At 59.8% G+C, this 26712-nt stretch carries 24 protein-coding genes; 16 read left to right on the forward strand and 8 right to left on the reverse strand.

Features of this window, described 5'->3' with window-relative positions:
- Positions 1-67: 67 nt before the first annotated feature.
- Together ACI5GA_RS28295 and ACI5GA_RS28300 are read left to right on the forward strand one after the other, a co-directional pair.
- On the forward strand, positions 68-361 hold the full coding sequence (locus ACI5GA_RS28295) for a hypothetical protein (protein WP_421425246.1): 294 nt from the start codon (positions 68-70) through the stop codon (positions 359-361).
- A gap of 85 nt (positions 362-446) precedes the next feature.
- Entirely contained in the window at positions 447-1415 is a 969-nt protein-coding gene (locus tag ACI5GA_RS28300; RefSeq protein WP_421425248.1) for a L,D-transpeptidase family protein, read from the forward strand.
- Positions 1416-1570: 155 nt separating this feature from the next.
- Here the strand turns inward: ACI5GA_RS28300 and oprI are convergent, their stop codons facing one another.
- Positions 1571-1822: an outer membrane lipoprotei OprI gene (oprI, locus tag ACI5GA_RS28305; RefSeq protein WP_025113130.1), complete on the reverse strand. Its 252-nt coding sequence runs from the start codon at positions 1820-1822 to the stop codon at positions 1571-1573.
- Positions 1823-2459: 637 nt separating this feature from the next.
- On the opposite strand from oprI, the gene ACI5GA_RS28310 reads away from it, so the two are divergent.
- Positions 2460-2741, forward strand: coding sequence for a GNAT family N-acetyltransferase (locus ACI5GA_RS28310; RefSeq protein WP_404638237.1), 282 nt, complete (start codon positions 2460-2462; stop codon positions 2739-2741).
- 67 nt (positions 2742-2808) lie between these two features.
- Here the strand turns inward: ACI5GA_RS28310 and ACI5GA_RS28315 are convergent, their stop codons facing one another.
- Positions 2809-3885 (reverse strand): 3-deoxy-7-phosphoheptulonate synthase, encoded by a 1077-nt coding sequence (locus ACI5GA_RS28315; protein ID WP_421425252.1) that lies wholly within the window; start codon positions 3883-3885, stop codon positions 2809-2811.
- A 238-nt stretch (positions 3886-4123) separates the two neighbouring features.
- Between ACI5GA_RS28315 and ACI5GA_RS28320 the strand changes: the two genes are divergently transcribed.
- The 5 genes from ACI5GA_RS28320 to cysB all read left to right on the forward strand — a co-directional run bounded on the left by ACI5GA_RS28320 (position 4124) and on the right by cysB (position 8124).
- On the forward strand, positions 4124-4459 hold the full coding sequence (locus ACI5GA_RS28320) for a thioredoxin family protein (protein ID WP_421425254.1): 336 nt from the start codon (positions 4124-4126) through the stop codon (positions 4457-4459).
- Between the two features lie 30 nt (positions 4460-4489).
- Positions 4490-5446: a putative 2-dehydropantoate 2-reductase gene (locus ACI5GA_RS28325; protein WP_421425257.1), complete on the forward strand. Its 957-nt coding sequence runs from the start codon at positions 4490-4492 to the stop codon at positions 5444-5446.
- A gap of 39 nt (positions 5447-5485) precedes the next feature.
- The gene (locus ACI5GA_RS28330; protein WP_404638229.1) at positions 5486-6406 is read left to right on the forward strand and encodes a 5'-nucleotidase; all 921 of its coding nucleotides are present in this window, start codon (positions 5486-5488) and stop codon (positions 6404-6406) included.
- Between the two features lie 96 nt (positions 6407-6502).
- Complete coding sequence (locus ACI5GA_RS28335) at positions 6503-6997, forward strand: universal stress protein (protein WP_404638227.1); 495 nt, start codon at positions 6503-6505, stop codon at positions 6995-6997.
- A 152-nt stretch (positions 6998-7149) separates the two neighbouring features.
- On the forward strand, positions 7150-8124 hold the full coding sequence (cysB, locus tag ACI5GA_RS28340; RefSeq protein WP_421425260.1) for an HTH-type transcriptional regulator CysB: 975 nt from the start codon (positions 7150-7152) through the stop codon (positions 8122-8124).
- 145 nt (positions 8125-8269) lie between these two features.
- Here the strand turns inward: cysB and ACI5GA_RS28345 are convergent, their stop codons facing one another.
- The 5 genes from ACI5GA_RS28345 to ACI5GA_RS28365 form a co-directional block, all read right to left on the reverse strand.
- Positions 8270-9004, reverse strand: a complete 735-nt coding sequence (locus tag ACI5GA_RS28345; protein ID WP_421425261.1) for a phosphoadenylyl-sulfate reductase — start codon at positions 9002-9004, stop codon at positions 8270-8272.
- 119 nt (positions 9005-9123) lie between these two features.
- Positions 9124-10467, reverse strand: coding sequence for an aminodeoxychorismate synthase component I (pabB, locus tag ACI5GA_RS28350; RefSeq protein ID WP_421425262.1), 1344 nt, complete (start codon positions 10465-10467; stop codon positions 9124-9126).
- A 274-nt stretch (positions 10468-10741) separates the two neighbouring features.
- On the reverse strand, positions 10742-11710 hold the full coding sequence (locus ACI5GA_RS28355; RefSeq protein ID WP_404638381.1) for an alpha-L-glutamate ligase-like protein: 969 nt from the start codon (positions 11708-11710) through the stop codon (positions 10742-10744).
- Positions 11710-13260 (reverse strand): inactive transglutaminase family protein, encoded by a 1551-nt coding sequence (locus tag ACI5GA_RS28360; protein WP_421425263.1) that lies wholly within the window; start codon positions 13258-13260, stop codon positions 11710-11712. Before ACI5GA_RS28360 ends, ACI5GA_RS28355 begins: the two co-directional genes overlap by 1 nt.
- A 4-nt stretch (positions 13261-13264) precedes the next feature.
- Complete coding sequence (locus ACI5GA_RS28365) at positions 13265-13813, reverse strand: ATP-dependent zinc protease (RefSeq protein ID WP_404638217.1); 549 nt, start codon at positions 13811-13813, stop codon at positions 13265-13267.
- 301 nt (positions 13814-14114) lie between these two features.
- On the opposite strand from ACI5GA_RS28365, the gene ACI5GA_RS28370 reads away from it, so the two are divergent.
- The 5 genes from ACI5GA_RS28370 to prpF all read left to right on the forward strand — a co-directional run bounded on the left by ACI5GA_RS28370 (position 14115) and on the right by prpF (position 21288).
- A complete protein-coding gene (locus tag ACI5GA_RS28370; protein WP_421425264.1) occupies positions 14115-14822 on the forward strand; it encodes a GntR family transcriptional regulator in 708 nt (235 codons plus the stop codon).
- Positions 14819-15709, forward strand: a complete 891-nt coding sequence (gene prpB / locus ACI5GA_RS28375) for a methylisocitrate lyase (protein ID WP_404638213.1) — start codon at positions 14819-14821, stop codon at positions 15707-15709. Before ACI5GA_RS28370 ends, prpB begins: the two co-directional genes overlap by 4 nt.
- 217 nt (positions 15710-15926) lie before the next feature.
- Positions 15927-17054 carry a bifunctional 2-methylcitrate synthase/citrate synthase gene (gene prpC / locus ACI5GA_RS28380; RefSeq protein WP_421425265.1) on the forward strand — a complete coding sequence of 376 codons (1128 nt, stop codon included), beginning with the start codon at positions 15927-15929 and terminating at the stop codon, positions 17052-17054.
- Positions 17055-17238: 184 nt separating this feature from the next.
- A complete protein-coding gene (acnD, locus tag ACI5GA_RS28385; protein WP_421425268.1) occupies positions 17239-19833 on the forward strand; it encodes a Fe/S-dependent 2-methylisocitrate dehydratase AcnD in 2595 nt (864 codons plus the stop codon).
- A gap of 264 nt (positions 19834-20097) precedes the next feature.
- Positions 20098-21288 carry a 2-methylaconitate cis-trans isomerase PrpF gene (prpF, locus tag ACI5GA_RS28390; protein WP_421425271.1) on the forward strand — a complete coding sequence of 397 codons (1191 nt, stop codon included), beginning with the start codon at positions 20098-20100 and terminating at the stop codon, positions 21286-21288.
- Positions 21289-21397: 109 nt separating this feature from the next.
- Here prpF and ppsR read toward each other — a convergent pair whose 3' ends face one another.
- Entirely contained in the window at positions 21398-22216 is an 819-nt protein-coding gene (gene ppsR / locus ACI5GA_RS28395; RefSeq protein WP_108238036.1) for a posphoenolpyruvate synthetase regulatory kinase/phosphorylase PpsR, read from the reverse strand.
- A gap of 195 nt (positions 22217-22411) precedes the next feature.
- Here ppsR and ppsA point away from each other — a divergent pair, with 195 nt between their 5' ends.
- From ppsA to rraA, 3 genes are all read left to right on the forward strand, one after another.
- Complete coding sequence (gene ppsA, locus ACI5GA_RS28400; RefSeq protein ID WP_404638205.1) at positions 22412-24787, forward strand: phosphoenolpyruvate synthase; 2376 nt, start codon at positions 22412-22414, stop codon at positions 24785-24787.
- Between the two features lie 196 nt (positions 24788-24983).
- Positions 24984-25976, forward strand: a complete 993-nt coding sequence (locus tag ACI5GA_RS28405; protein WP_421425275.1) for an alpha/beta fold hydrolase — start codon at positions 24984-24986, stop codon at positions 25974-25976.
- Positions 25977-26194: 218 nt separating this feature from the next.
- Entirely contained in the window at positions 26195-26683 is a 489-nt protein-coding gene (gene rraA / locus ACI5GA_RS28410) for a ribonuclease E activity regulator RraA (protein ID WP_404638201.1), read from the forward strand.
- Positions 26684-26712: the final 29 nt, after the last annotated feature.

Genomic DNA, 26712 nt, shown 5'->3' on the forward strand with positions numbered 1-26712 from the left:
GGGCTGCGGCTCTTTCCGAGACGCCGCCTTTCCGCTAATGTTGCGCCCCCTCTCTGGAAACCCCTCGATGCGCCGCCCTGCCTGGTCCCTTTTTGCCTACCAACTGATTGAGCCCGATGAGCAGCTGGACCTGTTCGCGTGCCAGGAAGTGCGTGTGCATCTGGTCGCTCGGCAACTGGAACTAGCCGGTTCTGCGGACCGCACGCTCTGCGGCACGCTGTTGCCCGCCCAACCGCGCTGGTCCGGGGTTGAACAGGCGATCTATCAGGATGACCGGCTGTGCCCGCTGTGCCGCGCGATCATCGACGCACAACGTCGCGGCATGCACCCGATCTGGCCGGAAATCCACGCAGGGGCGTAAGCCGTCGCGCCTACTCCCGAAGGCGCTGGCAGGCGTGTACAATCGCGCTAATTCCTGCCTTTCGCTTACCCAAGGATTTCCCCGGATGTTGTCGCGCATTCCAGCTTTCGCCCGCTGTCTGTCGCTCGCTGCACTGTGTGCGGCCGGCCCTGTTTCTGCTCTGGAGTTTCCGTTGCCGCCGCCCGGCGAAGACATCATCGGTCAGGTCCAGACTGTCACCGCCAAGTACGAAGACACCTTCGCTGACCTGGGCACCCAATACGATCTGGGCTATCTGGAAATGATCGCAGCGAACCCCGGCGTCGACGCCTGGTTGCCAGGCGCCGGTACTCAGGTGATCCTGCCTACGCGTTTCATTCTGCCGCCGGGCCCGCGCGAAGGCATCGTAATCAACCTGGCCGAGTACCGTCTGTATTACTACCCCAAAGGCAAGAACGTCGTTTATACCTTTCCGCTGGGTATCGGTCGCGAGGGCTGGGGTTCGCCGATCTCCACGACCAAGGTGACCGCCAAGACGCCTAACCCGACCTGGACGCCACCTGCATCGGTCAAGGCTGAGCACGCCGCTGATGGCGACATTCTGCCCAACGTGGTGCCAGCCGGTCCCGACAACCCGCTGGGGCCGTTCAAATTCGGGCTGGGCCTGCCGGGCTACCTGATCCATGGTTCGAACAAGAAGTTTGGTATCGGCATGCGCACCAGCCACGGTTGCTTCCGCATGTACAACAATAACGTGCTGGAAATGGCCGACATGGTGCCGGTGGGGACCACTGTTCGCATCATCAACGAGCCGTACAAATTCGGTGTCAGTGGCGGCAAGGTCTATCTGGAAGCTCACACACCGCTGGATGAAAGCGGCAACCCGTCGGTGGTCGACAAGCACACCGCCGTGATCAACGCGCTGCTCAAGCGCGAAGACCTGGCCAACAGCCTGCGCATCAACTGGGATGAAGTGCGTGACGTCGTCGCCGCTGAAGATGGCATGCCGGTCGAGATCGCAGTGCCTGGCGTGGCCGCTCCGGCAGCGCCCGCGACCCAGATGACGCTGCAGTAACGTATCGCTCCATGAGGTAGACCCGCTCGCTGTGCGCTTGAAATAGTGCGCTGCGAGCGGGTTTTTTATTGCCCCGAATCGGTGTCCATCAAAAAGCAGGCAATAAAAAAGCCGGTCCGAAATCGGACCGGCTTATGAATAACCCCGAGGGATTATTACTTGCGGCTAGCCTTGTCCAGCATGCGCAGAGCACGCTCGTTGGCTTCGTCGGCAGTTTGCTGAGCTTTCTGAGCAGCAGCCAGAGCTTCATCAGCCTTGCGGTAGGCTTCGTCAGCACGAGCTTGTGCACGAGCAGCTGCGTCTTCAGTAGCAGTCAGACGAGCTTCGGTTTCTTTGGATGCGCTGCTGCAACCGGTAGCCAGAACGGCGGCCAGGGCCAGAGCAGAGAATTTCAGAACGTTGTTCATCGTGTTCCCCTTAAAGGACTTCTTTCAAGTTAATCATCTCTCGAAAATGAGAAAATGACCGGCGTACATAGTACCCATTGTTTGTAGTAAGTAAACGGACTAAGCGCAAGAACCGCATAAAATTCTTTGCTTTGAAAGCGTTCCGTGCGAATCCTCACGCTTTTTCTTCAGAGAAAAGCTAGCCCTCTCAGGCAAATACGTCTGCCAATGAGTCGGGAGCAGGCTCAGTGCAAGCGCACGCTTTCAACACCAGGCAACGCATTGACCGCATCCTTTGCACCGCTGCGCCTGCACGGGATGAACCACACTGCAGCTTTCTGTTTATAGACGAAGATCGGCGATGATGCTTGTTCGGCTGTGCTTTAAGTGACTTTGCCAAGCCGACGGCGTCTCAATGGACATTCGTCGGCGATGACAGGTTCAACGGGACAGAGCGGTCAGATGTGCGGCAGCGCATTTAACCTTGATTCACTTGAGCAGATCCGGAAATGGCGCCTACTATTTGCAGGTGCTCATTTGCGGGAGAAGCAGAGGCCTTCTCCGTGTCCAAATCAGGCACGGGGTGGCGTTGCAGTTCCTTCGCCGGGAAAACATCGGTAAGGTAGGGGTCCAATTCCAAGACCCGCTAGGAGTAGTGATGAGCGAGGCGTTTTCCATTCACCATGACAAGGCCGGTCACCAGTTCGAAATCAACATCGACGGTCATCGTGCTTATCTGACCTACATGGACCTGGGCAAGCAGACCCTGGACATCTATCGCACATTCGTTCCCAATGCCTTGCGTGGACGGGGCATCGCTGCGGCCCTCACCGAAGTGGCTCTCGATTTCGCTGAAAGCAACGGCTACACCGTGATTCCATCGTGCTCCTACGTGGAGCGCTACATGGAGCGTCACCAGCGCCAGGCCGCCAAGATCTGATTGTTCCATCGCTGAAATGAAAAACGCCGAGCAGATGCTCGGCGTTGTCGTTTTCAAACCGGCCTTATCAACCGCGCTTGCGCTTGGGCAACACGTCCTTGAGCTTGGCATGCATGCTGCGCAAGGTTTTCTCGGTGGTTTCCCAGTCGATGCAGGCGTCGGTGATCGACACGCCGTATTCCAGATCGGCCAGATCCTTGGGAATCGACTGCGCGCCCCATTTCAGGTGGCTTTCGACCATCAGGCCAATGATCGACTCGTTGCCTTCCAGGATCTGATTGGCAACGTTCTCCATGACCAGCGGTTGCAGCGCCGGATCCTTGTTGGAGTTGGCGTGGCTGGCGTCGACCATGATGTTCGGCTTGACCTTGGCCTTGGCCAGCGCCTGTTCGCACAGGGCGACGCTGACCGAATCGTAGTTCGGCTTGCCATTGCCGCCGCGCAGCACCACGTGACCGTAGGCGTTGCCTTTGGTGGTGACGATGGACACGCCGCCTTCCTGGTTGATGCCCAGGAAGCGATGAGGACTGGACACCGATTGCAGGGCGTTGATCGCCACGGTCAGGCCGCCGTCGGTACCGTTTTTGAAGCCGACCGCCGAAGACAGGCCCGAGGCCATTTCGCGGTGGGTCTGGGATTCTGTGGTGCGTGCGCCAATGGCCGACCAACTGATCAGGTCCTGAAGGTATTGCGGAGAGATCGGGTCCAGCGCTTCGGTCGCCGTTGGCAGGCCTTTTTCGGCCAGATCCAGCAGCAACTGGCGACCGATGTGCAGACCGTCCTGGATCTTGAAGGAATCGTCCAGATACGGGTCGTTGATCAGGCCTTTCCAGCCTACAGTGGTGCGCGGTTTCTCGAAGTACACGCGCATGACCAGATACAGCGTGTCGGACAGCTCGGCAGACAGTGCCTTCAGGCGTTCCGCGTATTCGTGAGCGGCCTTGATGTCGTGGATCGAGCACGGGCCGATCACGATGAACAGGCGGTGGTCCTTGCCATCAAGGATGTTGCGGATCACTTCGCGGCCCTTGCTCACGGTGGCCTGGGCGGCAGCGGTGAGGGGAATTTCGCGCTTGAGCTGGTCCGGAGTGATCAGGGTCTCGTTAGAAGAGACGTTAAGGTCGTCAATCGGTAAATCAGCCATCGTGTTACTCATCAGGTCACGTTGCTGGCCGCCAATTCAGGTCGGGGTCCAGCAGGGTTAGGGCAGCGGGGAGCGGAACCTTAGCGCGTTAACCCGTACTTCCACAATGGGCAAACGTGGCTTTCGTCCCCCCAGCGGGGCGGGGTGCAGGTCCTCAAGGATGTCTGAGGCTGCCTGAAGTTTGGAAACCGGCGCCTATCTGCGGATATAGTGTGTGCCAGACCTTGGGGAGATCGGCGTGGATCAACTGCAACTGACGGATTTCGATGTCGATCAGCAATTGCTGGCGCTGCCGGGCACATCGCTGCTCATCTTTACCAGCGTGGGTTGCTCCAGCTGCCGCTGGGCGCGCCATCATTTGCCGGAGCTGGGGTTGCCGGTCGAGCGTTTGTGCTGGATCGATGCCGAAGAGAACGGCGGTGCGGTGCAGCGTTACAGTGTCTTCCATCTGCCGTCGTTGTTCGTGATCCGTGACGGTCAGTTCCATGGCGCGTTGCGCAGCAAGTTGTCCGCAGACGCTATCAATGAGGGCTTGAATCAGGCCCTGCGCCGTGCCCCGGACGATCTGCCCTGAACCTTGCTTGCAGTCACTGATGAGGAATCCATGAGCGAACCCCCTAAACAACCGCGCATCGGCATTATCGGCACCGGCGCCATCGGTGGCTTTTATGGCCTGATGCTGGCCCGCGCAGGCTATGACGTGCATTTTCTGTTGCGCAGCGAGTTCAGCACCGTTTCACAGCAGGGTTTGCGCATCGACAGTCATGTCCATGGCTTGTTGACCCTCGATAACGTTCAGGCCTATTCCTCGGCGGCCGACATGCCCCCTTGCGACTGGCTGTTGGTCGGTGCCAAGACCACCGGCAACAACGGCATAGCCCCCGCCATTGCTCAGGCCGCTGCGCCGGGCGCCAGAGTGCTGAACCTGCAAAACGGGCTGGGTGTGGAGGAAGAGCTGCGCGCGTTACTGCCTGATTCGCTGCATTTGCTGGGCGGTCTGTGCTTTATCTGTGTTCATCGCACCGGGCCGGGGCAGATCACCCATCAGGCGTTGGGCGCCGTCAATATTGGTTATTACAGCGGCCCGGCAGCCGATGCGGCGGCCAGTCTGGCGATTGTCGAAGAGGGCGCTGCGTTGTTCCATGCGGCGGGGATCGATTCGGTGGCGATGGACAACCTTGATAAAGCGCGCTGGCAGAAACTGGTGTGGAACGTGCCTTACAACGGCCTGTCGGTCTTGCTCGGCGCCAGCACCACACCGCTGATGGCTGACCCCGACAGCCGCGATCTGATTCAGGGGCTGATGGCTGAAGTGGTGCGAGGTGCCGAGGCCTGTGGTCATGAACTGCCGGAAGGCTATGCGCAGCATCTGTTCAATATCACCGAAAAGATGCCGGACTATCGGCCCAGCATGTACCACGACTTCGTCGAGAAGCGGCCTTTGGAGCTGGACGCGATCTACGTCCGTCCGCTGGCGGCAGCGTTGGCAGGAGGCTGCGACATGCCGAAGATTCGCGCCCTGTTCCAGAGTCTGGCGTTCATTGATCGCGCCAACCGTTGAGCACTGCGCTGTACCTGACGCCGGAAAGGGAAATCACCGATGGCCAACGACCTGACCCTGAAAACTGCCAGCAATAAGCTGGTGCTGGCGATTTCTTCACGGGCGCTGTTCGACCTGCGAGAAAGCCACGCCATCTACATGGCCGACGGGGTTGCGGCCTACCGCAAGTACCAGATTGACCACGAAGACGAGGTGCTGGAGCCAGGGGATGCGTTCCTGCTGGTCGAGAAGCTGCTGAGCCTCAATGCCAGTCTCAAGGCATCACGCGTCGAGGTGGTGCTGGTTTCACGCAACAGTGCCGACACCGGGCTGCGTGTCTTCAACTCGATTCAGCACTACGGGCTGGACATTTCTCGCGCCGCATTTGTGGGCGGTCGCAGCCCTTTTCCCTATCTGGCGGCCTTTGGCAGTCATCTGTTTCTCTCCACCCACGCCGAAGACGTGCGCAGCGCGCTGGACGCCGGATTTGCCGCTGCGACCATCCTGTCTGGTGGTGCCCGGCGAGCGGCCAGTGCCGAATTGCGTATCGCGTTCGACGGCGACGCGGTGCTGTTCTCCGATGAGTCGGAGCGGATCTACCAGACGGGCGGCCTTGAGGCCTTTCAGGCCAGCGAGCGTGAGGCGGCGCGGCAGCCTTTGCCCGGTGGCCCGTTCAAGCCGTTTCTCGCCGCGTTGAACCTGTTGCAGAGGGAGTTCCCGGAAGAGGCGTGTCCGATTCGTACCGCGCTGGTGACGGCGCGCTCTGCTCCGGCCCATGAGAGGGTGATTCGCACCTTGCGCGAATGGGACATTCGGCTGGACGAATCATTGTTTCTGGGCGGTCTGGACAAAGCCGCGTTTTTGGAAGCGTTCGCCGCAGACGTGTTTTTTGACGATCAGCCTGGCCATTGCGAGAAAGCTCGCGAGGTCGTCGCCACTGGCCATGTGCCTCACGGCATCAGCAATGAGCTAAAACCGTGAACCGTTAGACCGGAAAGCTGTATCAAACCGGCTGAATCGTCTGCGCACTGCTACGCTCATGATGTCTGCGCCTGTCATGGGTCGCCTGGAGGTCACATGATTCGCTCGATGCTGTACGCCACGGACCTCGGCCTTTATGCACCGTTTGTCTTGCAACATGCGCTGGCGCTCGCCAGAACGTTCAACGCCGAACTGCACGTGATTCACGTCGTGGAGCCTATGGGGCTGTTCGCCGAGTCGGTCCTGCAAAGCTATCTGGCCGAGGATGTGTTACGCGAGCTGCACAGTGAGGGCGTCAACACCGTGATCGAGGGCATCGAATCAAGGGTGTTGGCAGGTTTTCGTGATGAGTTGGGGGAGGACAATCAGGACCTTGAGCTGATTCGCAGTGTACGCGTGGTGCAGGGGGACCCCTCCAACGTGATTCTGGAGCAGGCGCAACGGCTGGAAGTCGATTTGCTGGTGGTGGGCAGTCACAGTCATGGGGCTGAAGGTGACACCCCGATTGGTCGTACGGCTGCGCGGGTTTTGCAGCTTTCGGAAGTCCCGGTGTACATGGTGCCGATGCTGCAATACCGATTCGGGCGCTAAGGGTGCAGGGGAAAAATGGGGACAGATGCTAAAAGCAGCGTGCCATTACCGAATAAAAATGATAAAAAGTTCTAGCTTTGCCTTTCAGACCATTAATCCAGTTATATACCGTTGCTGATGCCCGTGGCGTCTACCGGCTTTGAGGGATACATATGAAGCTTCAACAATTGCGCTACATTTGGGAAGTGGCGCACCACGACCTCAACGTTTCGGCGACGGCGCAGAGCCTGTACACCTCGCAGCCGGGCATCAGCAAACAGATCCGTTTGCTTGAAGACGAACTGGGCGTGGAGGTGTTTGCACGCAGTGGCAAGCACCTGACCCGCGTTACGCCTGCGGGGGAGCGGATCATCACCACGGCGGGCGAGATTCTGCGCAAGGTCGAGAGCATCAAACAGATCGCTCAAGAGTTCTCCAACGAGAAAAAAGGCACCTTGTCGATCGCCACCACGCACACCCAGGCGCGTTATGCGCTGCCGCCAGTGATCAGCAATTTCATCAAGCAATACCCGGACGTGGCGCTGCACATGCACCAGGGCTCGCCGATGCAGATCGCCGAAATGGCCGCCGACGGCACCGTGGATTTCGCCATCGCCACCGAAGCGCTGGAGCTGTTCGGCGATTTGGTGATGATGCCGTGCTACACATGGAACCGCTGCGTGGTCGTGCCACAGGGGCACCCGCTGACCAAGCTGCCCAAGCTGACCCTGGACATCCTCGCCGAATACCCGATCGTGACCTACGTGTTCGGCTTCACGGGCCGTTCCAAACTCGACGAAGCTTTCAGCCATCGCGGCCTCACGCCCAAAGTGGTGTTCACCGCCGCGGACGCAGACGTCATCAAGACGTATGTTCGCCTGGGGCTGGGGGTGGGCATCGTTGCGAAAATGGCGGTGGACCCGACGCTGGACAGCGACTTGGTGGTGCTTGACGCCAGTGAACTGTTCGAGGCCAGCGTAACCAAGATCGGCTTCCGTCGCGGCACGTTCCTGCGCGGCTTCATGTGCGACTTCATCGAGAAGTTCGCCCCGCACCTGACTCGCGACGTCATGGCCAAGGCCATTCAGTGCCATAACAAGCAGGAGCTGGAAGAACTCTTCGAGGGCGTGGTGCTGCCGGAGCATTGATCTCGGCGCGTAGCTGTATAGGCCGAGCGATGCTGGTGTGACTGAATGCACCCGATTGCTGTAGCAGTCCGGCTTGTCGGCGGTGGCGTTCTTGAGATCGCTGCCGCCGACAAGCCGGACTGCTACAAAGGGGGGGACTTGGCCGTCAGGCTTTGGAGATGAGATTCCCCGCATGCAGCCCGCATTCCTTCTGCGTGGCTTCTTCCCACCACCAACGGCCTTCGCGCTCGTGCTGGTTGGGCAGGACAGGGCGGGTGCACGGCTCGCAGCCGATGCTGATGAACCCCCGTTCGTGCAGGCTGTTGTAAGGCAGCTCCAGCATGCGGATGTAATTCCAGATGTCCGCGCTGCTCATCTGGGCCAGCGGGTTGAATTTATACAGCGGGCGCTCAGGTGTCGAGAACGCGCCATCGATCTCCACCACGGCCACGCTGTTGCGGGTGCCGGGACTCTGGTCGCGACGCTGGCCGGTGGCCCAGGCCTTCACGTCCACCAATTTGCGGCGCAGGGGTTCGATTTTGCGCACCCCGCAGCACTCGCCATGGCCGTCCTTGTAGAAACTGAACAGGCCTTTTTCCTTCACGAACGGCTCAAGCTTCTCGCGATCGGGGGAGACGATGTCGATGGCGATCTTGTATTGCTCGCGGACCTGGTCGATGAAACGGTAGGTTTCCGGGTGCAAGCGGCCGGTGTCGAGGCTGAATACCTTGACGCTCTTGTTGATCTTCCACGCCATGTCCACCAGCACCACGTCTTCGGCGCCACTGAAGGAGACCCACAGTTCGTCGCCAAAGTGCTGGAAGGCGAATTTGAGAATGTCCTGAGCGGACTTGTTGGCATAAGTCGCAGCGATTTCGGCGACATCGAACGGATGACTCATCAGGCGGCTTCCTAATCAAGAGTGGCGCTTAGGCGCTCGTAATGGCGCAGATGGTAACAAAATCCGTCGTCGATTTGCCCGAAACCTGCGTTTGCGCGCGGGCTGCACTCGCGATCTTGTTATAACGCCTCAAGCGTGCGCAGCAACACCCGCACCTTGGTAATGGATTCCTGATACTCCGCCTCCCAATCCGAATCGGCGACGATGCCGCCGCCACCCCAGCAAGCGATTTGTCCTCTTTGAGCAAGCAGGCTGCGGATGGCGATGGAGCTGTCCATTTCGCCGCGCACGTCCAGGTACAACAACGAGCCGCAATACAGAGCACGACGGGTCGGTTCCAACTCGTCAATAATCTGCATCGAGCGGATTTTTGGCGCACCCGTGATCGAACCACCGGGGAAGCTGCCGCCAATGAGGTCCAGCGCGTCTTTCCCTTCGGCCAGCTCACCGGTCACGGCGCTGACCAGGTGGTGGACGTTGGGGTAGCTCTCCAGGCTGAACAGCTCGGGAACGCGCACTGAACCGATCCGGCACGTGCGGCCCAGGTCGTTGCGCAGCAGGTCGACGATCATCAGGTTCTCGGCGCGATCCTTTTTGCTGGCCAGCAATTCGTTCGCGTAGGCGGTGTCCTCGGCGGCGTTCTGACCGCGAGGGCGAGTGCCCTTGATCGGGCGGGTTTCCACCTGGCGCTGGCTGACTTTGATAAAGCGCTCGGGGGACAGGCTCACTATCGCGTCGCCATCGGGCAGGGTCAGATAGCCCGCGAAGGGTGTAGGGCAGGCGACACGCAGCGCTTGATACGCGGCCCAAGGCTCGCCGCTGTAACGGGCGCGAAAGCGTTGAGCGAAGTTCACTTGATAGCAATCACCGGCCTGGATGTAGGCGTGGATGCGTTCGATGGCCTGGCGATACTGTTCGGCGCTGGTGTCGGCGGCAAAGGGTTGGGTGAGGGCGAACGCGGGGTCGACGGTCGCGGGCGCTTGCGCGAACAGCGTGATCAGGCGTTGGCGTTCATCACTGGCCAATGAAGGGTGAAAGACCAGTTGCGAGGTGCAGTGCTGGTGGTCGCTGATCAGCGCCCAGTTGTAGAGCCCGAGGCGGGCCGAAGGCAGGTGCAGGTCATCGGCAGCGTGACTGGGTATCGGCTCCAGCAAACGGCCGAAATCGTAGGCCAGATACCCCATCAATCCGCCTGCGAATGGCAGGGGGCTATCGTTCGGTAACGTTGCGGTGCCCAGATTCGCAAGGCTTGCGCGCAGGCGGCTCAGGAAGGTGGAGCCTGACTCGCTGGCAGCGGGAACGAACGTTTTCACAGGCCATGCACTGAGGATGTCAAACCGACCCCGGTCCGCCTCCGGGCGGCCGCTGTCCAGCAGCACGGCTCCGGGTGCCTGGCGAATCAGGGAAAAATACCCGGTCGGGTCAGCGTGATAGGCGATCGGGTGTATAGAGCAGATAGGCATGCGAAAACGGTCAGTCGTGGCGCGGACGGCGATTGTAGTCCCCCGGTGGCCTGACTCCTAGGGGGATGTCGGAATTCGGCGATTGTGCGCCGCTTGTTGCTGAATGCGACACGGGTGAGTCGAGGATCCCTCTGCGTGGGAATGAATCGTGCGACGCTCCGCGTCACTGGACGCGGAGCGTCCAAGGCTGCATGCCTACGCGGATCATGGGTACGATCAACACCGTCCGTAAGCCGGACTGCTATGGGGGGAGTGTCGGTTTCAAACTTGGGTTTCAGACGTGCCCGAACAACTCTTGCACGAACTTCACCCGTTCTTCCGGGCTGTCATGACGGCCTTCGGCAGCCAGTTCCTCCAATCGACTCTCAACGGCCTGGGTGCGATGCGTCAGGCCGCAGTCGTTGGCGATCTGGATGTTCAGGCCGGGGCGGGCGTTGAGTTCGAGGATCAGCGGGCCACGATCCTGATCCAGCACCATGTCCACGCCGATGTAACCCAGCCCACATAGCTCGTAGCATTCGGCGGCCAGCTTCATGAAGCCGTCCCAGTTGGGCAGTTGCACCCCGTCCACCGCGTTGGTGGTGTCCGGGTGTTTGCTGATGATGTTGTTCAGCCAGGTGCCACGCAAGGTCAGGCCGGTGGCCAGATCCACGCCCACGCCGATGGCGCCTTGGTGAAGGTTGGCCTTGCCACCCGACTGACGGGTCGGCAGACGCAGCATGGCCATCACCGGATAGCCCATCAGCACGATCACGCGGATGTCGGGTACGCCTTCATAACTGATGCTTTTGAAAATCTGGTCGGGGGTCACCCGATACTCGATCAACGCCCGGTCGCGGTGCCCACCCAAGGAGTACAGGCCGGTGAGGATGCTGGAAATCTGATGCTCGATCTCGTCATGGCTGATGATACGGCCGGAAATCGTGCGAAAGCGCTCTTCGAAGCGGTCGGCGATCACCAGAATACCGTCGCCACCCGCGCCCTGAGCGGGTTTGATCACGAAGTCGCTGCGTCCGCCGATGATGTCGTCGAGTTTCTCGATTTCCTTCTCGGTGGAGATGATTCCGTACATTTCGGGGACGTGAATCCCCGCCGCGATGGCTCGTTCCTTGGTGATGATCTTGTCATCCACGATAGGGTACAGGCTGCGCTTGTTGTACTTGAGCACGTAGTCGGCATTACGCCGGTTGATGCCCATGATCCCCTTGGCTTCCAGCGCTTTCCAGGTTTTCCACCAGCCGATCATCGAGCGCTTTCCCGTTCGGCGTCTTCCTTGAGGAAGGCCTTGAAACGCACCAGCTCGGTCAGGCGATAGCCGCGATAACGTCCCATGGCCAGCATGAAGCCCACCAGGATCAGCAGAATGGCCGGGAAGGTGAACACGAAGTAGATCAGCTCCGGGACGGTCATGATGATGTGCGCCAGCGACGCGGCGAACAGCGTGCCGATGGCCACTTTCATGGCATGACCGCCGCCGCGCTCTTCCCAGGTGATCGACAGGCGTTCGATGGTCATGGTCAGGATCACCATCGGGAACAGCGCCACCGACAGCCCGCGCTCCAGGCCGAGTTTATGGCTGAACAGGCTGATGGCGGCGATCAACACCACCACGAAGGTCAGCACTACCGACAGGCGCGGCAGCATCTGCAGTTTCAGGTGCTCAAGGTAGGAACGCAGCGAGAGGCCCAGCGCCGTGATGATGGTGAACAGCACGATGCCGAAACCCAGCTGTGTTTCGCGGAAGGCCAGCGCGATCAACACCGGGGTGAAGGTGCCCAGTGTTTGCAGGCCGACAAGGTTGCGCAGGATCAGGATCACCAGCACGCCGATGGGGATCATCACCATGATCATGAAGGTCTGCTGGGTCTGTAGCGGCAGGCCGTACAGCGAGTATTCAAGGAAATCGGCGTCGGTGTTCTCGTCCGTCAGCTTGGCCAGGCGGATGGCATTCATCTCGCTGTTGTTCAGGCTGAAACTGACCATGGCCTTCTTGCCGCCTTCGACGGTGATGAGGTTGTCGTCGCCGATCCACCACAACAGACGGTCCTGAGGCAGTCCGGCTTCACCGGTTTCCGGGTTGAAATACAGCCAGTCCTTGCCATTGAAGCTGCGCAGCCACAGCTCCGGGGTCTGGGGCTGGTCGGCGACCAGACGGATGGTGTGCACCTTTTCCACGGGCACGTGGGCGATGGACAGCAGTATTTCGGTCACCCGCGCCTTGTTTTGCACTGAAGGATCGCCCGCCAGCAGCAGTTTGACGTTATCGTCGCTCAGATTGTTGACACGTCGGATGGCTTCGCTGACGAAGGTCTCGACGTCCGCCGAGTGCTGGCGAATGGGGGCGAGCAGGGCGTCGGCGGCAATTTTTTCCGGGCCTTCGACCGCGATGCTGTCGCGGAAGATCGGGCCTTTGACCTTGGCTGTTTCGGCGCTGTAGCGCTTGGTCAGTACCAGGCGGTAGTACAGCGTCTGATTGCCGGTGGCGCGGCGAGCGGACCAGGTGACCTTGCGGTTGCCGTCCGCGCGGTTGACGTTCACGCCATAGTTGTTGGAAATGAAGCTTTCATTGAGGCTGATGTAGTCCCGCGAGAGCGGTGGCACGTACATCTGCACCTTGACCGAGTCTTTCGGGTTGGCGACGAACTCGACCTTGGCGTCGATGTTCCACAAGTCGTCTGTTTCGTCTTCGGTCACCGGGATGCCGAGTACCAGTATCTGATAGGCCGTGATCGCGATGCCCAGGGTCACCAGGGTGGCGATCAGGATTTTCAGATGGAGGGTGAGAGAGCGCATTTGGTTACTCTGCGGTTTGAGCATCGGTGATGCAGGCCGGTTTGCCTGCAGCATATTTAAGGCTTGGATCGACCAGTGCGTCGAAGTGCTTGAGGGCTTCGGAGCCAATCAAAAGTGGGTATTGGAATGCACTTCGGTCGGTCAAGTTCACTTCGATGGTGCGAGAAACCGTGCCCATGCACACGTCAAGGCTGATCACCGGTCGTGAGGTGTATTTCTTTTCGTCGTCCGGGTCGACGTCGCCCGCCCGGCGCTTGATCTTGCTGACCCGTGACAGCGGCCGCTCGATAGGGTGTTCGTGGGCATCGTCGATGGCCAGGTAAAAGCGCACCCAGGATTCGCCATCGCGCTTGAAACGCTTGATGTCGCGGGCGCTGAGCGAGGCGGTTTTGGCCCCGGTGTCGAGTTTGGCCGCCACTTGCAGATCGATCCCGGCCAGATCGGCGTACTCGTTCAGGCCGTACACGGTCTTGCCCGCAGCCGTGCACAGATCGCTGAAGAACAGGCCCGGCAAATACAGGCACAAAAGGCAGAAAAGGGGATGACGGCTCATAGGTCCTGGCGTGGTGAATGAATACAAGGAGCGGCTTTGACGTCAGCTTGGGGATCTGGTTCGCGCCAAGAGCCAAGACCAATATGGACTTCCTTAAGGGCCTGCCTGGGCAGGCAAATGCGGTCGGCATTCTAGCATGAAGGTTTTATGGCGCCAGCGAACGGTGGTGCCGACTTGATGCGTAGGAAAACGTCTCATGCCGAGAGGTTATTAGACGATTGTCGACAGTCTTGAAAATGTCTTTGACGAAAGTGCCTTTCCTTCGCTAGCTTTACGAATATTAAAGCAAAAGGTGTCGACAATGTTGGATGCCGCAGAGATTGCACCCACAGCTCCAGTTGATTCGGAAACGTTGTCCGAGAACGTGTTCCGCCGCATTCAGGCTGCCATCGTCAAAGGCGAGATCGCCCCTGGCAGCAAGATTTCCGAGCCTGAACTGGCGCGCACCTATGGCATCAGTCGTGGGCCGTTGCGTGAGGCGATCCACCGGCTGGAAGGGCAGCGCCTGTTGGTGCGCGTTCCCCATGTTGGCGCGCGGGTGGTGTCGCTGAGTCATGCCGAGCTGGTGGAACTCTATGAAATTCGCGAGTCGCTGGAAGGCATGGCCTGCCGCCTGGCCGCCGAGCGCATGACCGTCGAAGAAATCAACGAACTGCGCAACGTGCTGGATACCCACGAACGTGACTCGGCGTTTCAGGCCGGGGTCGGTTACTACCAGCAGGAAGGGGACTTCGATTTCCACTACCGGATCATTCACGGCGCACGCAACAGCACGCTGACCCAAATGCTCTGTGGCGAGCTGTACCAACTGGTGCGCATGTACCGCATCCAGTTCTCCACCACGCCGAATCGGCCACGTCAGGCCTTTACCGAGCACCATCGTATTCTCGACGCCATTGCCGACCGTGACGGCGAGCTGGCGGAACTGCTGATGCGTCGCCACATCGGCGCGTCTAAACGCAACATCGAACAGCGCTATCAAAGTGCTTCTGACCGAGGTGAACAATGACTTCAAGAACGACTCCCGGCCAACGCTTCCGTGACGCCGTGGCCAGCGAGCATCCGCTGCAAGTGGTCGGCACCATTAACGCCAACCACGCGCTACTCGCCCAGCGCGCCGGTTTCAAGGCGATTTATCTGTCTGGCGGCGGTGTGGCGGCGGGGTCGCTGGGGGTGCCGGATCTTGGCATCACCGGGCTGGACGACGTGTTGACCGACGTGCGCCGCATCACCGATGTGTGCGATCTGCCGCTGTTGGTGGACGTGGACACCGGGTTCGGTGCTTCGGCATTCAACGTGGCACGCACCGTCAAGTCGATGATCAAGTTCGGTGCTGCGGCCATGCACATCGAAGACCAAGTGGGCGCCAAGCGCTGTGGCCATCGTCCGGGTAAGGAAATCGTTTCGCAGCAGGAAATGGTCGACCGCATCAAGGCTGCCGTCGATGCGCGCACCGATGACAGCTTCGTGATCATGGCGCGCACCGACGCGCTGGCCGTCGAAGGGCTGGAGTCGGCGCTGGACCGCGCGGCGGCCTGTATCGAGGCAGGCGCGGACATGGTCTTCCCTGAAGCCATCACTGAACTGCAAATGTACAAACTGTTCGCCTCGCGGGTGAAAGCACCGATTCTGGCCAATATCACGGAATTCGGCTCGACGCCGTTGTTCACCACCGATGAACTGGCTTCAGCCGAAGTGGCGATGGTGCTTTATCCGCTGTCGGCCTTCCGCGCGATGAACAAGGCGGCGGAAAACGTCTACACCGCGATTCGCCGTGACGGCACGCAAAAGAACGTAGTCGACACCATGCAGACCCGCATGGAGTTGTATGAACGCATCGATTACCACGCTTTCGAACAGAAACTGGATGCGCTGTTTGCGCAGAAGAAGGGCTGAAATTCACGCCGGATCATGGGGTGATAACCGAACCCCGTGGGAGCGAATTCATTCTGGGCGGCACTCCGACGATGCGGTGGTACATCTACGGAATCGATGTCGTATGTACCGGCCTCTCGCGAATGAATTCGCTCCCACAGGATCGCCACCGTTCTGATGTATGCGTGGGTCTTAACGAATTGCCGATACCCCAAAAACTACAAGATTGGAGAGAGCAATGGCTGAAGGAAAAGTATTGAGCGGCGCAGGCCTTCGGGGTCAGGTCGCCGGACAGACTGCCTTGTCGACCGTGGGCCAGGCCGGTGCCGGGTTGACGTACCGTGGTTATGACGTGCGCGAGCTGGCTGCCGACGCGCGCTTTGAAGAGGTCGCGTACCTGTTGCTGTACGGCGAATTGCCGACGCAAGCGCAACTGGACGCTTACCTGAAAAAACTCCAGGGCCTGCGCGACCTGCCGCAAGCCCTGAAGGAAGTGCTGGAACGCATCCCTGCCGAAGCGCACCCGATGGACGTGATGCGCACCGGCTGCTCGATGCTCGGCAACCTGGAACCTGAAACCAGTTTTGACCAGCAACGCGATTCCACCGACCGCCTGCTGGCGGCGTTCCCGGCCATCATGTGCTACTGGTATCGCTTCAGCCACGACGGCAAACGCATCGACTGCGTCACCGACGAGGCTTCCATCGGTGGTCACTTCCTTAAACTGCTGCTGGACAAGACTCCAAGTGAACTGCACCGCAAAGTCATGGACGTTTCGCTGATCCTCTACGCCGAGCACGAATTCAACGCCTCAACCTTCACCGCTCGGGTGTGCGCCTCGACCCTGTCGGACTTGTTTTCCTGCATCACGGCCGCCATCGGCAGCCTGCGCGGTCCGCTGCACGGCGGTGCCAACGAGGCGGCGATGGACATGATCGAGAAGTTCTCGTCTGCCGAAGAGGCCGTGAAAGGCACCCTGGGGATGCTGGAGCGCAAGGACAAGATCATGGGCTTTGGCCACGCGATCTATAAGGACAACGACCCGCGCAATGAGGTGATCAAGGGCTGGTCGAAGAAACTGGCTGACGAAGTGGGCGACACGGTGTTGTTCCCGGTCTCCGAGGCCATCGACAAGACGATGTGGGAGCAGAAGAAACTGTTTCCTAACGCGGACTTCTACCATGCCTCGGCGTACCACTTCATGGGCATTCCGACCAAGCTGTTCACGCCGATTTTTGTTTGCTCGCGCCTGACCGGCTGGGCCTCTCACGTGTTCGAACAGCGTGCCAACAACCGTATCATCCGACCGAGCGCCGAGTACATCGGCGTTGAACAGCGCAAGTTCGTGCCAATCGAGCAACGCTGAGTAAGACCAGGGTGACGGCCGCTTGTAGGAGCGTCCGGGGTGGCGTTCCACCTTGCCCTCGATTGCGTGGTGTCATTCAACACTTCTGTATCAGGCAGAACGCAATCGCGGGCAGGCGCGCTCCTACGAGAGAGGGGCTTCAGGCCCCGGCTTTTTTTGAACCAACCGTGACCGAGTTCTGACGATGAACACTGAATACCGCAAGCCATTGCCTGGCACGTCTCTGGATTATTTCGACGCCCGTGAGGCCGTCGATGCCATCAAGCCGGGCGCGTACGCCACCTTGCCGTACACCTCACGCGTACTGGCTGAAAACCTGGTGCGCCGCTGCGATCCGGCGACCCTCAAGGCTTCGCTGACCCAATTGATCGAACGCAAGCGTGACCTCGATTTTCCGTGGTTTCCTGCCCGTGTGGTCTGTCACGACATTCTCGGCCAGACCGCGCTGGTGGATCTGGCAGGCTTGCGTGATGCCATCGCTGACATGGGCGGAGACCCGGCGCAGGTCAATCCGGTGGTGCCGGTGCAATTGATTGTCGACCATTCGCTGGCCGTGGAGTGTGGCGGTTACGACCCGGATGCCTTCGCCAAGAACCGCGCCATCGAGGACCGGCGCAACGAAGATCGCTTCCACTTCATCAACTGGACCAAGCAGGCGTTCAAGAACGTCGAGGTGATCCCGCCGGGCAACGGCATCATGCACCAGATCAACCTGGAGCGGATGTCGCCAGTCATTCAGACCCTCAATGGCGTGGCGTTTCCTGACACGCTGGTGGGCACTGACAGCCACACCCCACACGTCGACGCACTGGGCGTGATCGCCATTGGCGTTGGCGGGCTGGAAGCGGAAAACGTCATGCTTGGCCGGGCGTCATGGATGCGCCTGCCGGACATCGTCGGCGTTGAACTGTCGGGCCGCCCGCAAGCGGGTATCACGGCCACCGACGTCGTGTTGGCGTTGACCGAGTACCTGCGCAAACAGAAGGTTGTCGGCGCTTATCTTGAGTTTTACGGCGAAGGCGCTCGTGCGTTGACCCTCGGCGACCGCGCGACCATTTCCAACATGGCTCCGGAATACGGCGCGACGGCGGCGATGTTCTCCATCGATCAGCAGACCATCGATTACCTGACCCTGACCGGTCGTGACGATCAGCAGGTGAAATTGGTGGAAACCTACGCCAGATACACCGGGCTATGGGCCGACAGCCTCGCGGATGTGGAATATGAACGGGTGCTGAGCTTCGACCTGTCCAGCGTGGTGCGCAATATGGCCGGGCCTTCCAACCCGCACGCCCGGGTGGCGACTTCGGATCTGGCAGCCAAGGGTATTGCCAGCGCATGGGAGCAAACCCCCGGTCAAATGCCGGACGGTGCGGTCATCATCGCCGCCATCACCAGTTGCACCAATACCAGCAACCCGCGCAACGTGATCGCAGCGGGGTTGATCGCGCGCAATGCCAATCGGCTCGGACTGACGCGCAAACCGTGGGTGAAATCCTCGCTGGCACCGGGTTCCAAAGCGGTGGCGCTTTACCTCGACGAAGCCGGGCTGACTCACGAACTGGAACAACTGGGCTTCGGCGTGGTGGCGTTCGCGTGCACTACCTGCAATGGCATGTCCGGGGCGCTGGACCCGGTGATTCAGCAGGAAATCATCGATCGTGATCTTTACGCCACCGCTGTACTGTCGGGCAACCGCAACTTCGACGGGCGGATTCATCCCTACGCCAAACAGGCGTTTCTCGCCTCGCCACCGCTGGTGGTGGCCTACGCCATCGCGGGCACTATCCGTTTCGACATCGAGAAAGATGTGCTGGGCATTGGCGCCAATGGCGAAGAAATCCGCCTGAAGGACATCTGGCCCAGCGACGAAGAAATCGACGCAGTGGTCAAGGCGTCGGTCAAACCCGAGCAGTTCCGGCAGGTGTACATCCCGATGTTCGCGGTGCATGACGACACCGGTCCGAAGGTCGAGCCGTTGTACGATTGGCGCCCGATGAGTACCTACATTCGTCGTCCGCCGTATTGGGAAGGCGCACTGGCGGGCGAGCGCACGCTCAAAGGCATGCGCCCTCTGGCGGTATTGCCAGACAACATCACCACCGACCACCTCTCGCCGTCCAACGCGATCATGCTCGACAGCGCGGCGGGCGAGTACCTGGCGAAAATGGGCCTGCCGGAAGAGGACTTCAACTCCTACGCAACCCATAGGGGCGATCACCTGACGGCCCAGCGCGCTACCTTCGCCAACCCGAAGCTGTTCAATGAAATGGTTCAGGAGAACGGCAAGGTCAAACAGGGTTCGCTGGCGCGGATTGAGCCGGAAGGCAAGGTGACCCGGATGTGGGAGGCCATCGAGACGTACATGGACCGCAAACAGCCGCTGATCATCGTGGCTGGTGCGGATTACGGCCAAGGTTCGTCGCGAGACTGGGCGGCCAAGGGCGTGCGGTTGGCAGGGGTCGAGGCCATCGTCGCTGAAGGCTTCGAACGCATCCATCGGACGAATCTGGTGGGGATGGGCGTGTTGCCGCTGGAGTTCAAGCCGGGCACTAATCGCACCACGCTGGGTATCGATGGCACCGAAACGTTTGACGTGATCGGCGAACGCACCCCCCGCGCCACGCTGACACTGGTGATTCAGCGAAGGGATGGTCAGCGCCTGGAGGTGCCGGTGACCTGCCGGTTGGACACGGGCGAAGAAGTGTCGATCTATGAAGCGGGCGGCGTGTTGCAGCGCTTCGCTCAAGACTTCCTCGAATCGTCCGCTGTGGCTTGAGGGGAATCTGTCGTACGGCGTATGTCTGTGATTTTGAATGCCATCCGTGTCGGAGCTGGCTCACTGGGGAATGCGGTGGATCGGCAACTGGCTGATTGACTGAAAGACCGCATTCGCCAGCAAGCCGGCTCCCACAGGTTCGGTGTGAACGAAAAATCCGGATTCGACGCAACTACTGTCGGAGCCGCCTTGGTGGCGAATGCAATTGACCAGTCAACGCAGAATCTCCCATACGGCCACGCATCATTTAAGGAAATCTATTTCATGGCCCACACAGCACAAATCAAAATCCCCGCCACCTACATGCGTGGCGGCACCAGCAAGGGTGTGTTTTTTCGCCTTCAGGATCTGCCTGACGCGGCGCAGGTCCCAGGCCCGGCCCGCGATGCCCTGTTGCTGCGGGTGATCGGTAGCCCCGATCCTTATGCCAAGCAGATCGACGGTATGGGTGGCGCCACATCCAGCACGAGCAAAACGGTGATCCTGTCGAAAAGCATCAAGGCCGACCACGACGTCGACTACCTGTTTGGCCAAGTCTCCATCGACAAGCCGTTCGTCGATTGGAGTGGCAACTGCGGCAACCTGTCAGCCGCTGTCGGGCCGTTCGCGATCAGCAATGGGCTGGTCGATGAGGCACGTGTCCCGCAAAACGGCGTAGCCGTGGTACGCATCTGGCAAGCCAACATCGGCAAGACCATCATCGCCCACGTGCCGATCACGAACGGTGCAGTGCAGGAGACCGGCGATTTCGAACTGGATGGCGTGACCTTTCCGGCGGCCGAAGTCCAGCTTGAGTTCATGGACCCGGCCGCAGAAGAGGAGGGTGCAGGCGGCTCCATGTTCCCCACTGGCAATCTCGTGGACAACCTTGAGGTGCCGGGTATCGGGACCCTCAAGGCAACAATGATCAACGCCGGTATCCCGACGATTTTCGTCAATGCCAGCGACATCGGCTACACCGGCACCGAATTGCAGGACGCCATCAACGGTGATTCGGCAGCCTTGAGCCGCTTTGAAACGATCCGCGCCTATGGTGCCGTGCGTATGGGCCTGATCGCTCATGTCGATGAGGCCGCCAAGCGTCAGCACACGCCGAAGGTCGCTTTTGTCGCAAAACCCGGCGAGTACGTATCGTCCAGCGGCAAACGCGTGTCAGTGGACGACGTCGATCTACTGGTCCGCGCGATGTCCATGGGCAAACTGCACCACGCGATGATGGGCACTGCCGCTGTGGCAATTGGCACGGCGGCGGCGATTCCGGGGACGCTGGTCAATCTGGCGGCGGGTGGCGGAGAACGCAGCGCGGTACGCTTTGGGCACCCCTCGGGCACTCTGCGCGTGGGCGCCGAAGCGGCTCTGGTCGAAGGCGAATGGCAAGTCAAGAAAGCCATCATGAGCCGCAGTGCGCGGGTGTTGATGGAGGGTTGGGTGCGCGTGCCGGGCGATTCTTTTTGATATCACACGTACCTCTGTAGCAGTCCGTCTTGCCGTCGGCAGCGATTGTGGAGACGCCACCGCCGGTAAGCCGGACTGCTAAAAAGGGCATAGCGATGCAGTTGGCAGATTACTTGAACCGCCGCTCAACCCCTTTCTCCACCAACACTTTCGCCGAGATTTCCTCGACCGAAAAATGTGTGGAATTAATGTGCGGAATGTTCTCGCGGCGGAACAGATTTTCCACTTCTCTCACTTCGAATTCACACTGCGCAAAGCTGGAGTAACGACTGTTCGGCTTGCGCTCATGACGTATGGCCGTCAAGCGATCCGGGTCAATCGTCAAACCGAACAACTTCGCCCGATGTTGTTTGAGCGCGGCCGGCAATTGCAGACGCTCCATGTCGTCCTCGGTCAGCGGGTAGTTGGCCGCGCGAATCCCGAATTGCATCGCCATGTATAGACAGGTAGGCGTCTTCCCGCAGCGCGAAACACCCACCAGAATGATGTCGGCCTTGTCGTAATAGTGGGTGCGGGCGCCGTCGTCGTTGTCCAGTGCGAAGTTCACCGCTTCGATCCGCTCCATGTAATTGGAGTTGTGACCGATGGAGTGGGATTTGCCCACCGAGTAGGAGGAGTGTGAACTAAGCTCCTGTTCCAGCGGGGCCAGAAAGGTCGAGAAGATATCGATCATGAAACCGTCGGATGTCGCCAGAATCTCGCGGATGTCCTGATTGACGATGGTGTCGAAGATGATCGGACGCACTTCGTCCTTCTCGGCGGCCTTGTTGATTTGCGCGACCATGGCACGGGCTTTCTCGACGCTGTCGATGTAGGGCCTCGTGAACTTGTTGAAGGTTATGTTTTCAAACTGCGCTAGCAGGCTCTGGCCAAGGGTTTCGGCAGTGATGCCGGTGCCGTCGGAGATAAAGAAAGCGGATCGTTTCATTTGCGCCTTGGGCCTTAAGCTGGTGACGATTCTTGGATATCATAGGCGCGCTTGCGTGCCATGACTGGCCGCATTCTAACGAGTTTTACGCGTCAGACTTCAAGATCCAGACCACACGTGCGCAGAATCCGCTTTTCCTGTGATTCCAGCGCCAACGCTTTTCCCAACAACAAACCGGTTAGTGGAGAGATCACCTTGGTAGAGTACGTAGTTTCCCTCGATAAGCTCGGCAAACATGATGTTGAGCATGTGGGGGGCAAGAACGCATCCCTCGGCGAGATGATCAGCAATCTGGCGGGCGCAGGCGTTTCCGTCCCCGGAGGCTTCGCCACTACAGCTCAGGCCTATCGTGATTTTCTTGAGCAGAGTGGTCTTAACGATCAGATTCACAAGGCGCTCGATGCCCTGGATGTCGACGACGTCAACGCGCTGGCCAAGACGGGCGCGCAGATTCGTCAGTGGATCATGGAGGCCGAGTTCCCCGAGCGGCTCAACACCGAAATCCGGACGGCATTCGCTGCGCTGTCGGCAGGCAACCCGGATATCGCCGTGGCCGTGCGTTCTTCCGCCACCGCAGAAGACCTGCCCGACGCGTCGTTCGCCGGTCAGCAGGAAACCTTCCTCAACATTCGCGGCGTCGACAACGTGATCCGCGCGGCGAAAGAAGTCTTCGCCTCGCTGTTCAACGATCGCGCCATTTCCTACCGCGTGCACCAGGGTTTCGACCACAAGCTGGTGGCCCTGTCTGCTGGTGTTCAGCGCATGGTCCGTTCCGAGACGGGCACTGCAGGCGTGATGTTCACCCTGGACACCGAGTCGGGCTTCCGTGACGTGGTGTTCATCACCGGCGCTTACGGCCTGGGTGAAACCGTCGTTCAAGGCGCGGTGAACCCGGACGAGTTCTACGTCCACAAAAACACCCTCGAAGCTGGTCGCCCTGCGATTCTGCGTCGCAACCTGGGCAGCAAAGCCATCAAGATGATCTACGGCGACGAAGCCAAGGCCGGTAAGTCGGTCAAGGTCATCGACGTCGAAGCCGCTGACCGCGCGCGTTTCTGCCTCTCCGACGAAGAGGTCAGCAACCTGGCGCGTCAGGCGATGATTATCGAGAAGCACTATCAGTGCCCGATGGACATCGAGTGGGCCAAGGACGGTGACGACGGCAAGCTTTACATCGTTCAGGCCCGTCCTGAAACCGTGAAGAGCCGCAGCTCGGCTAACGTCATGGAGCGCTACCTGCTGAAAGAGAAGGGCACCGTACTGGCCGAAGGCCGTGCCATCGGTCAGCGCATCGGCGCGGGCAAGGTGCGCATCATCAAGGACGTGTCCGAGATGGACAAGGTTCAGGCCGGCGACGTGCTGGTCTCCGACATGACCGACCCGGACTGGGAACCGGTGATGAAGCGCGCCAGCGCCATCGTCACCAACCGTGGCGGCCGTACCTGCCACGCAGCGATCATCGCCCGTGAGCTGGGTATTCCTGCGGTGGTCGGTTGCGGCAATGCCACTGAGCTGTTGAAAGACGGCCAGGGCGTGACCGTTTCCTGTGCCGAAGGCGACACCGGCTACATCTTCGAAGGCGAGCTGGGCTTCGACGTCAAGCAGAACTCCGTCGATGCCATGCCGGAGCTGCCGTTCAAGATCATGATGAACGTCGGTAACCCGGATCGCGCATTCGATTTTGCCCAGTTGCCCAACGCCGGTATCGGTCTGGCGCGTCTGGAGTTCATCATCAACCGCATGATCGGCGTGCACCCCAAAGCACTGCTGAACTACCCGAACCTGCCGCTGGATATCAAGGAAAGCGTCGACAAGCGCATCGCCGGTTACAACGACCCGGTCGGTTTCTACGTCGACAAACTGGTGGAAGGCATCAGCACCCTGGCGGCGGCTTTCTACCCGAAAAAGGTCATCGTGCGCCTGTCGGACTTCAAGTCCAACGAATACGCCAACCTGATCGGCGGCAAGCTGTACGAGCCGGAAGAAGAAAACCCGATGCTGGGCTTCCGTGGTGCGTCGCGTTACATCAGCGAGAACTTCCGTGACTGCTTCGAGCTGGAGTGCCGTGCGCTCAAGCGCGTGCGCAACGAGATGGGGCTGACCAACGTCGAGATCATGGTGCCTTTCGTCCGCACCTTGGGCGAGGCGAGCCAGGTCGTCGATCTGTTGGCCGAAAACGGTCTGGCCCGTGGCGACAATGGTCTGCGCGTGATCATGATGTGCGAACTGCCGTCCAACGCCTTGCTGGCCGATGAATTCCTCGAATTCTTCGACGGCTTCTCCATCGGTTCCAACGACCTGACCCAACTGACGCTCGGTCTGGACCGGGATTCCGGCATCATTGCGCACCTGTTCGATGAGCGTAATCCGGCGGTCAAGAAGCTGCTGTCCAACGCCATTCAGGCTTGTAACAAGGCCGGTAAGTACATCGGCATCTGCGGACAGGGCCCGTCGGACCACCCGGATCTGGCGCGCTGGCTGATGGAACAGGGCATCGAGAGTGTTTCGCTCAACCCAGACTCGGTGTTGGAGACCTGGTTCTTCCTGTCCGAGCAGGATGCGCCAAAGTGATTCTCGTTGCGTAACACAATCGAGTAAGATGCTGGCCCGTTTCGGCGGGCCGATTCTCTTGAAAAGGGCGGTCTCAATGATTCCGCCCTTTTTTATGCCAAATGTTCAGATAAATTCAGACAAATAGTTCATCACCGAGACAGACCTGACGTGGTTCTCTCGGGTCATGAACCATTTTGAGTCAAGCAAAAGCGATATGCAGAGCAGCAGCAACCTCTTTCCTGTGGCCTTGATCAGCGCCGAACGACGCGGCGATCTGATCGAGGACGTGTACCGTCTCAAGCCCGGCAACAGCCTGGATTTCACCGTCGAGCTGGCCGTGACCCGGCTGGGCCTGGTGGCGACGCCGGATGTCCGGGGCGTGCCGGTGATTCTTTTGCATGGCAGTTTTGCCAACCGCCGCTTCTGGTATTCCCCGAAAGGTATCGGTCTGGGCGCCTGGCTGGCTCGCGCCGGGTTCGACGTGTGGATTCCCGAAATGCGTGGCCATGGCCTGTCGGCGCGCAACGAGGCCTATCGTCACAATCGTGTGGCCGACTACGCGCGCTACGACTTGCCCGCCATTGCGGATTTTGTCATTGAGCAGACCGGGCAAACGCCTCACTGGATCGGCCATTCCCTGGGCGGCACCACTCTGGCGGCGGCGCTGGGCGGTCATTACCTGACGACGAAACAGGCGGCCTCTGTTGCGATGTTTGGCAGTCAGGTCACTCGCACCTACTGGCCCCTGAAAGTGCCGCCGTTGACGTGGAGCACGCGCCTGATCCTCAAGCGCTTTGACCACGTCTCCGGGGCGCGCTTCAAGCGTGGTCCCGAGGATGAGCCCATGGGGATCGTTCTGGAAAACATGCGCTGGCACGGGTTGTTCGGCCGTTTTGGTGACAAGAAGGAAGACTGGTGGTCGGGCTTGCGCCATGTCGACGTGCCGACGCTGTGCGTTGGCGCTGTGGGCGATCAGCAAGATCCGGAGTGGGCCTGCCGTGAGCTGTTCGAACAGATCGGTGCTGAAGAAAAGGAATTTTTGCTGCTGGGGCGTGAGCAAGGGTTCACCGAAGACTTCGGTCATGTGCAAATGCTGGTCAGCAAGGCCGCCCAAGCGCAGGTCTGGCCGCGTGTCGAAGACTGGCTCAAGCGGCGAATGCTCACCGTGCAGCCTGAATCAACGCTGAACATGTTGGCAACTTCCTGAGTCCGCGACTGTTCAGGCGTTCCTCTGTCGGTTGCGCGGGGCTAAGCTAGCACTGGTCGAGCGATCGACGGTCGGGGAGGCTTCCAATACTCGTCGGTCAGGTTTTTGTTCTATATAAGGAAGCATTGTGATGCGCTGCGCGGTCAGACGTGCGAGCGATCCGAGCCTGCCGAAAGCGGGTTTTCCTTGGGCAACAGCCTCACTGACAGGAGTTCACCATGCATTACATCACGCCGGATCTGTGCGACGCCTACCCTGAGCTGATTCAGGTGGTCGAGCCGATGTTCAGCAACTTTGGTGGTCGTGATTCGTTCGGGGGAGAAATCGTCACCCTCAAATGTTTCGAGGACAACTCGCTGGTGCGCGAACAAGCCGAGCAGAATGGCAAAGGCAAGGTCCTTGTGGTCGACGGCGGTGGTTCGCTGCGTCGTGCATTGCTGGGCGACATGCTGGCGGAAAAAGCGGCCAAAAACGGTTGGGAAGGCATGGTGATCTACGGCTGTGTGCGTGATGTCGATGTCCTGGCACAGACCGACCTCGGTGTGCAGGCATTGGCCAGTCATCCACTCAAAACTGACAAGCGTGGACTGGGCGATTTGAATGTCGTGGTCAGCTTCGGTGGTGTGACGTTCCGCCCGGGTGAGTATGTGTATGCCGACAACAACGGCATCATTGTCTCCCCAAGCCCCCTGAAAATGCCGGAGTAACCGGCGTTTTCGCCGTACGGGACAGCAAG

This window comes from Pseudomonas sp. Pseu.R1 (assembly GCF_045764065.1).
GTDB lineage: Bacteria > Pseudomonadota > Gammaproteobacteria > Pseudomonadales > Pseudomonadaceae > Aquipseudomonas.

Bases quoted from the DNA above. Each gene is read 5' to 3' on its own strand.
- ACI5GA_RS28295 (WP_421425246.1), top strand. From the start codon at position 68: ATGCGCCGCCCTGCCTGGTCCCTTTTTGCCTACCAACTGATTGAGCCC.
- oprI (WP_025113130.1), bottom strand. From the start codon at position 1,822: ATGAACAACGTTCTGAAATTCTCTGCTCTGGCCCTGGCCGCCGTTCTG.
- rraA (WP_404638201.1), top strand. From the start codon at position 26,195: ATGCATTACATCACGCCGGATCTGTGCGACGCCTACCCTGAGCTGATT.
- acnD (WP_421425268.1), top strand. From the start codon at position 17,239: ATGAACACTGAATACCGCAAGCCATTGCCTGGCACGTCTCTGGATTAT.
- ACI5GA_RS28310 (WP_404638237.1), top strand. From the start codon at position 2,460: ATGAGCGAGGCGTTTTCCATTCACCATGACAAGGCCGGTCACCAGTTC.
- prpC (WP_421425265.1), top strand. From the start codon at position 15,927: ATGGCTGAAGGAAAAGTATTGAGCGGCGCAGGCCTTCGGGGTCAGGTC.
- ACI5GA_RS28330 (WP_404638229.1), top strand. From the start codon at position 5,486: ATGGCCAACGACCTGACCCTGAAAACTGCCAGCAATAAGCTGGTGCTG.
- ACI5GA_RS28365 (WP_404638217.1), bottom strand. From the start codon at position 13,813: ATGAGCCGTCATCCCCTTTTCTGCCTTTTGTGCCTGTATTTGCCGGGC.
- prpB (WP_404638213.1), top strand. From the start codon at position 14,819: ATGACTTCAAGAACGACTCCCGGCCAACGCTTCCGTGACGCCGTGGCC.
- ACI5GA_RS28345 (WP_421425261.1), bottom strand. From the start codon at position 9,004: ATGAGTCATCCGTTCGATGTCGCCGAAATCGCTGCGACTTATGCCAAC.
- ACI5GA_RS28360 (WP_421425263.1), bottom strand. From the start codon at position 13,260: ATGCGCTCTCTCACCCTCCATCTGAAAATCCTGATCGCCACCCTGGTG.
- ACI5GA_RS28315 (WP_421425252.1), bottom strand. From the start codon at position 3,885: ATGGCTGATTTACCGATTGACGACCTTAACGTCTCTTCTAACGAGACC.
- ACI5GA_RS28325 (WP_421425257.1), top strand. From the start codon at position 4,490: ATGAGCGAACCCCCTAAACAACCGCGCATCGGCATTATCGGCACCGGC.
- cysB (WP_421425260.1), top strand. From the start codon at position 7,150: ATGAAGCTTCAACAATTGCGCTACATTTGGGAAGTGGCGCACCACGAC.
- ACI5GA_RS28370 (WP_421425264.1), top strand. From the start codon at position 14,115: ATGTTGGATGCCGCAGAGATTGCACCCACAGCTCCAGTTGATTCGGAA.
- ACI5GA_RS28405 (WP_421425275.1), top strand. From the start codon at position 24,984: ATGCAGAGCAGCAGCAACCTCTTTCCTGTGGCCTTGATCAGCGCCGAA.
- ppsR (WP_108238036.1), bottom strand. From the start codon at position 22,216: ATGAAACGATCCGCTTTCTTTATCTCCGACGGCACCGGCATCACTGCC.
- ACI5GA_RS28300 (WP_421425248.1), top strand. From the start codon at position 447: ATGTTGTCGCGCATTCCAGCTTTCGCCCGCTGTCTGTCGCTCGCTGCA.
- pabB (WP_421425262.1), bottom strand. From the start codon at position 10,467: ATGCCTATCTGCTCTATACACCCGATCGCCTATCACGCTGACCCGACC.
- prpF (WP_421425271.1), top strand. From the start codon at position 20,098: ATGGCCCACACAGCACAAATCAAAATCCCCGCCACCTACATGCGTGGC.
- ACI5GA_RS28335 (WP_404638227.1), top strand. From the start codon at position 6,503: ATGATTCGCTCGATGCTGTACGCCACGGACCTCGGCCTTTATGCACCG.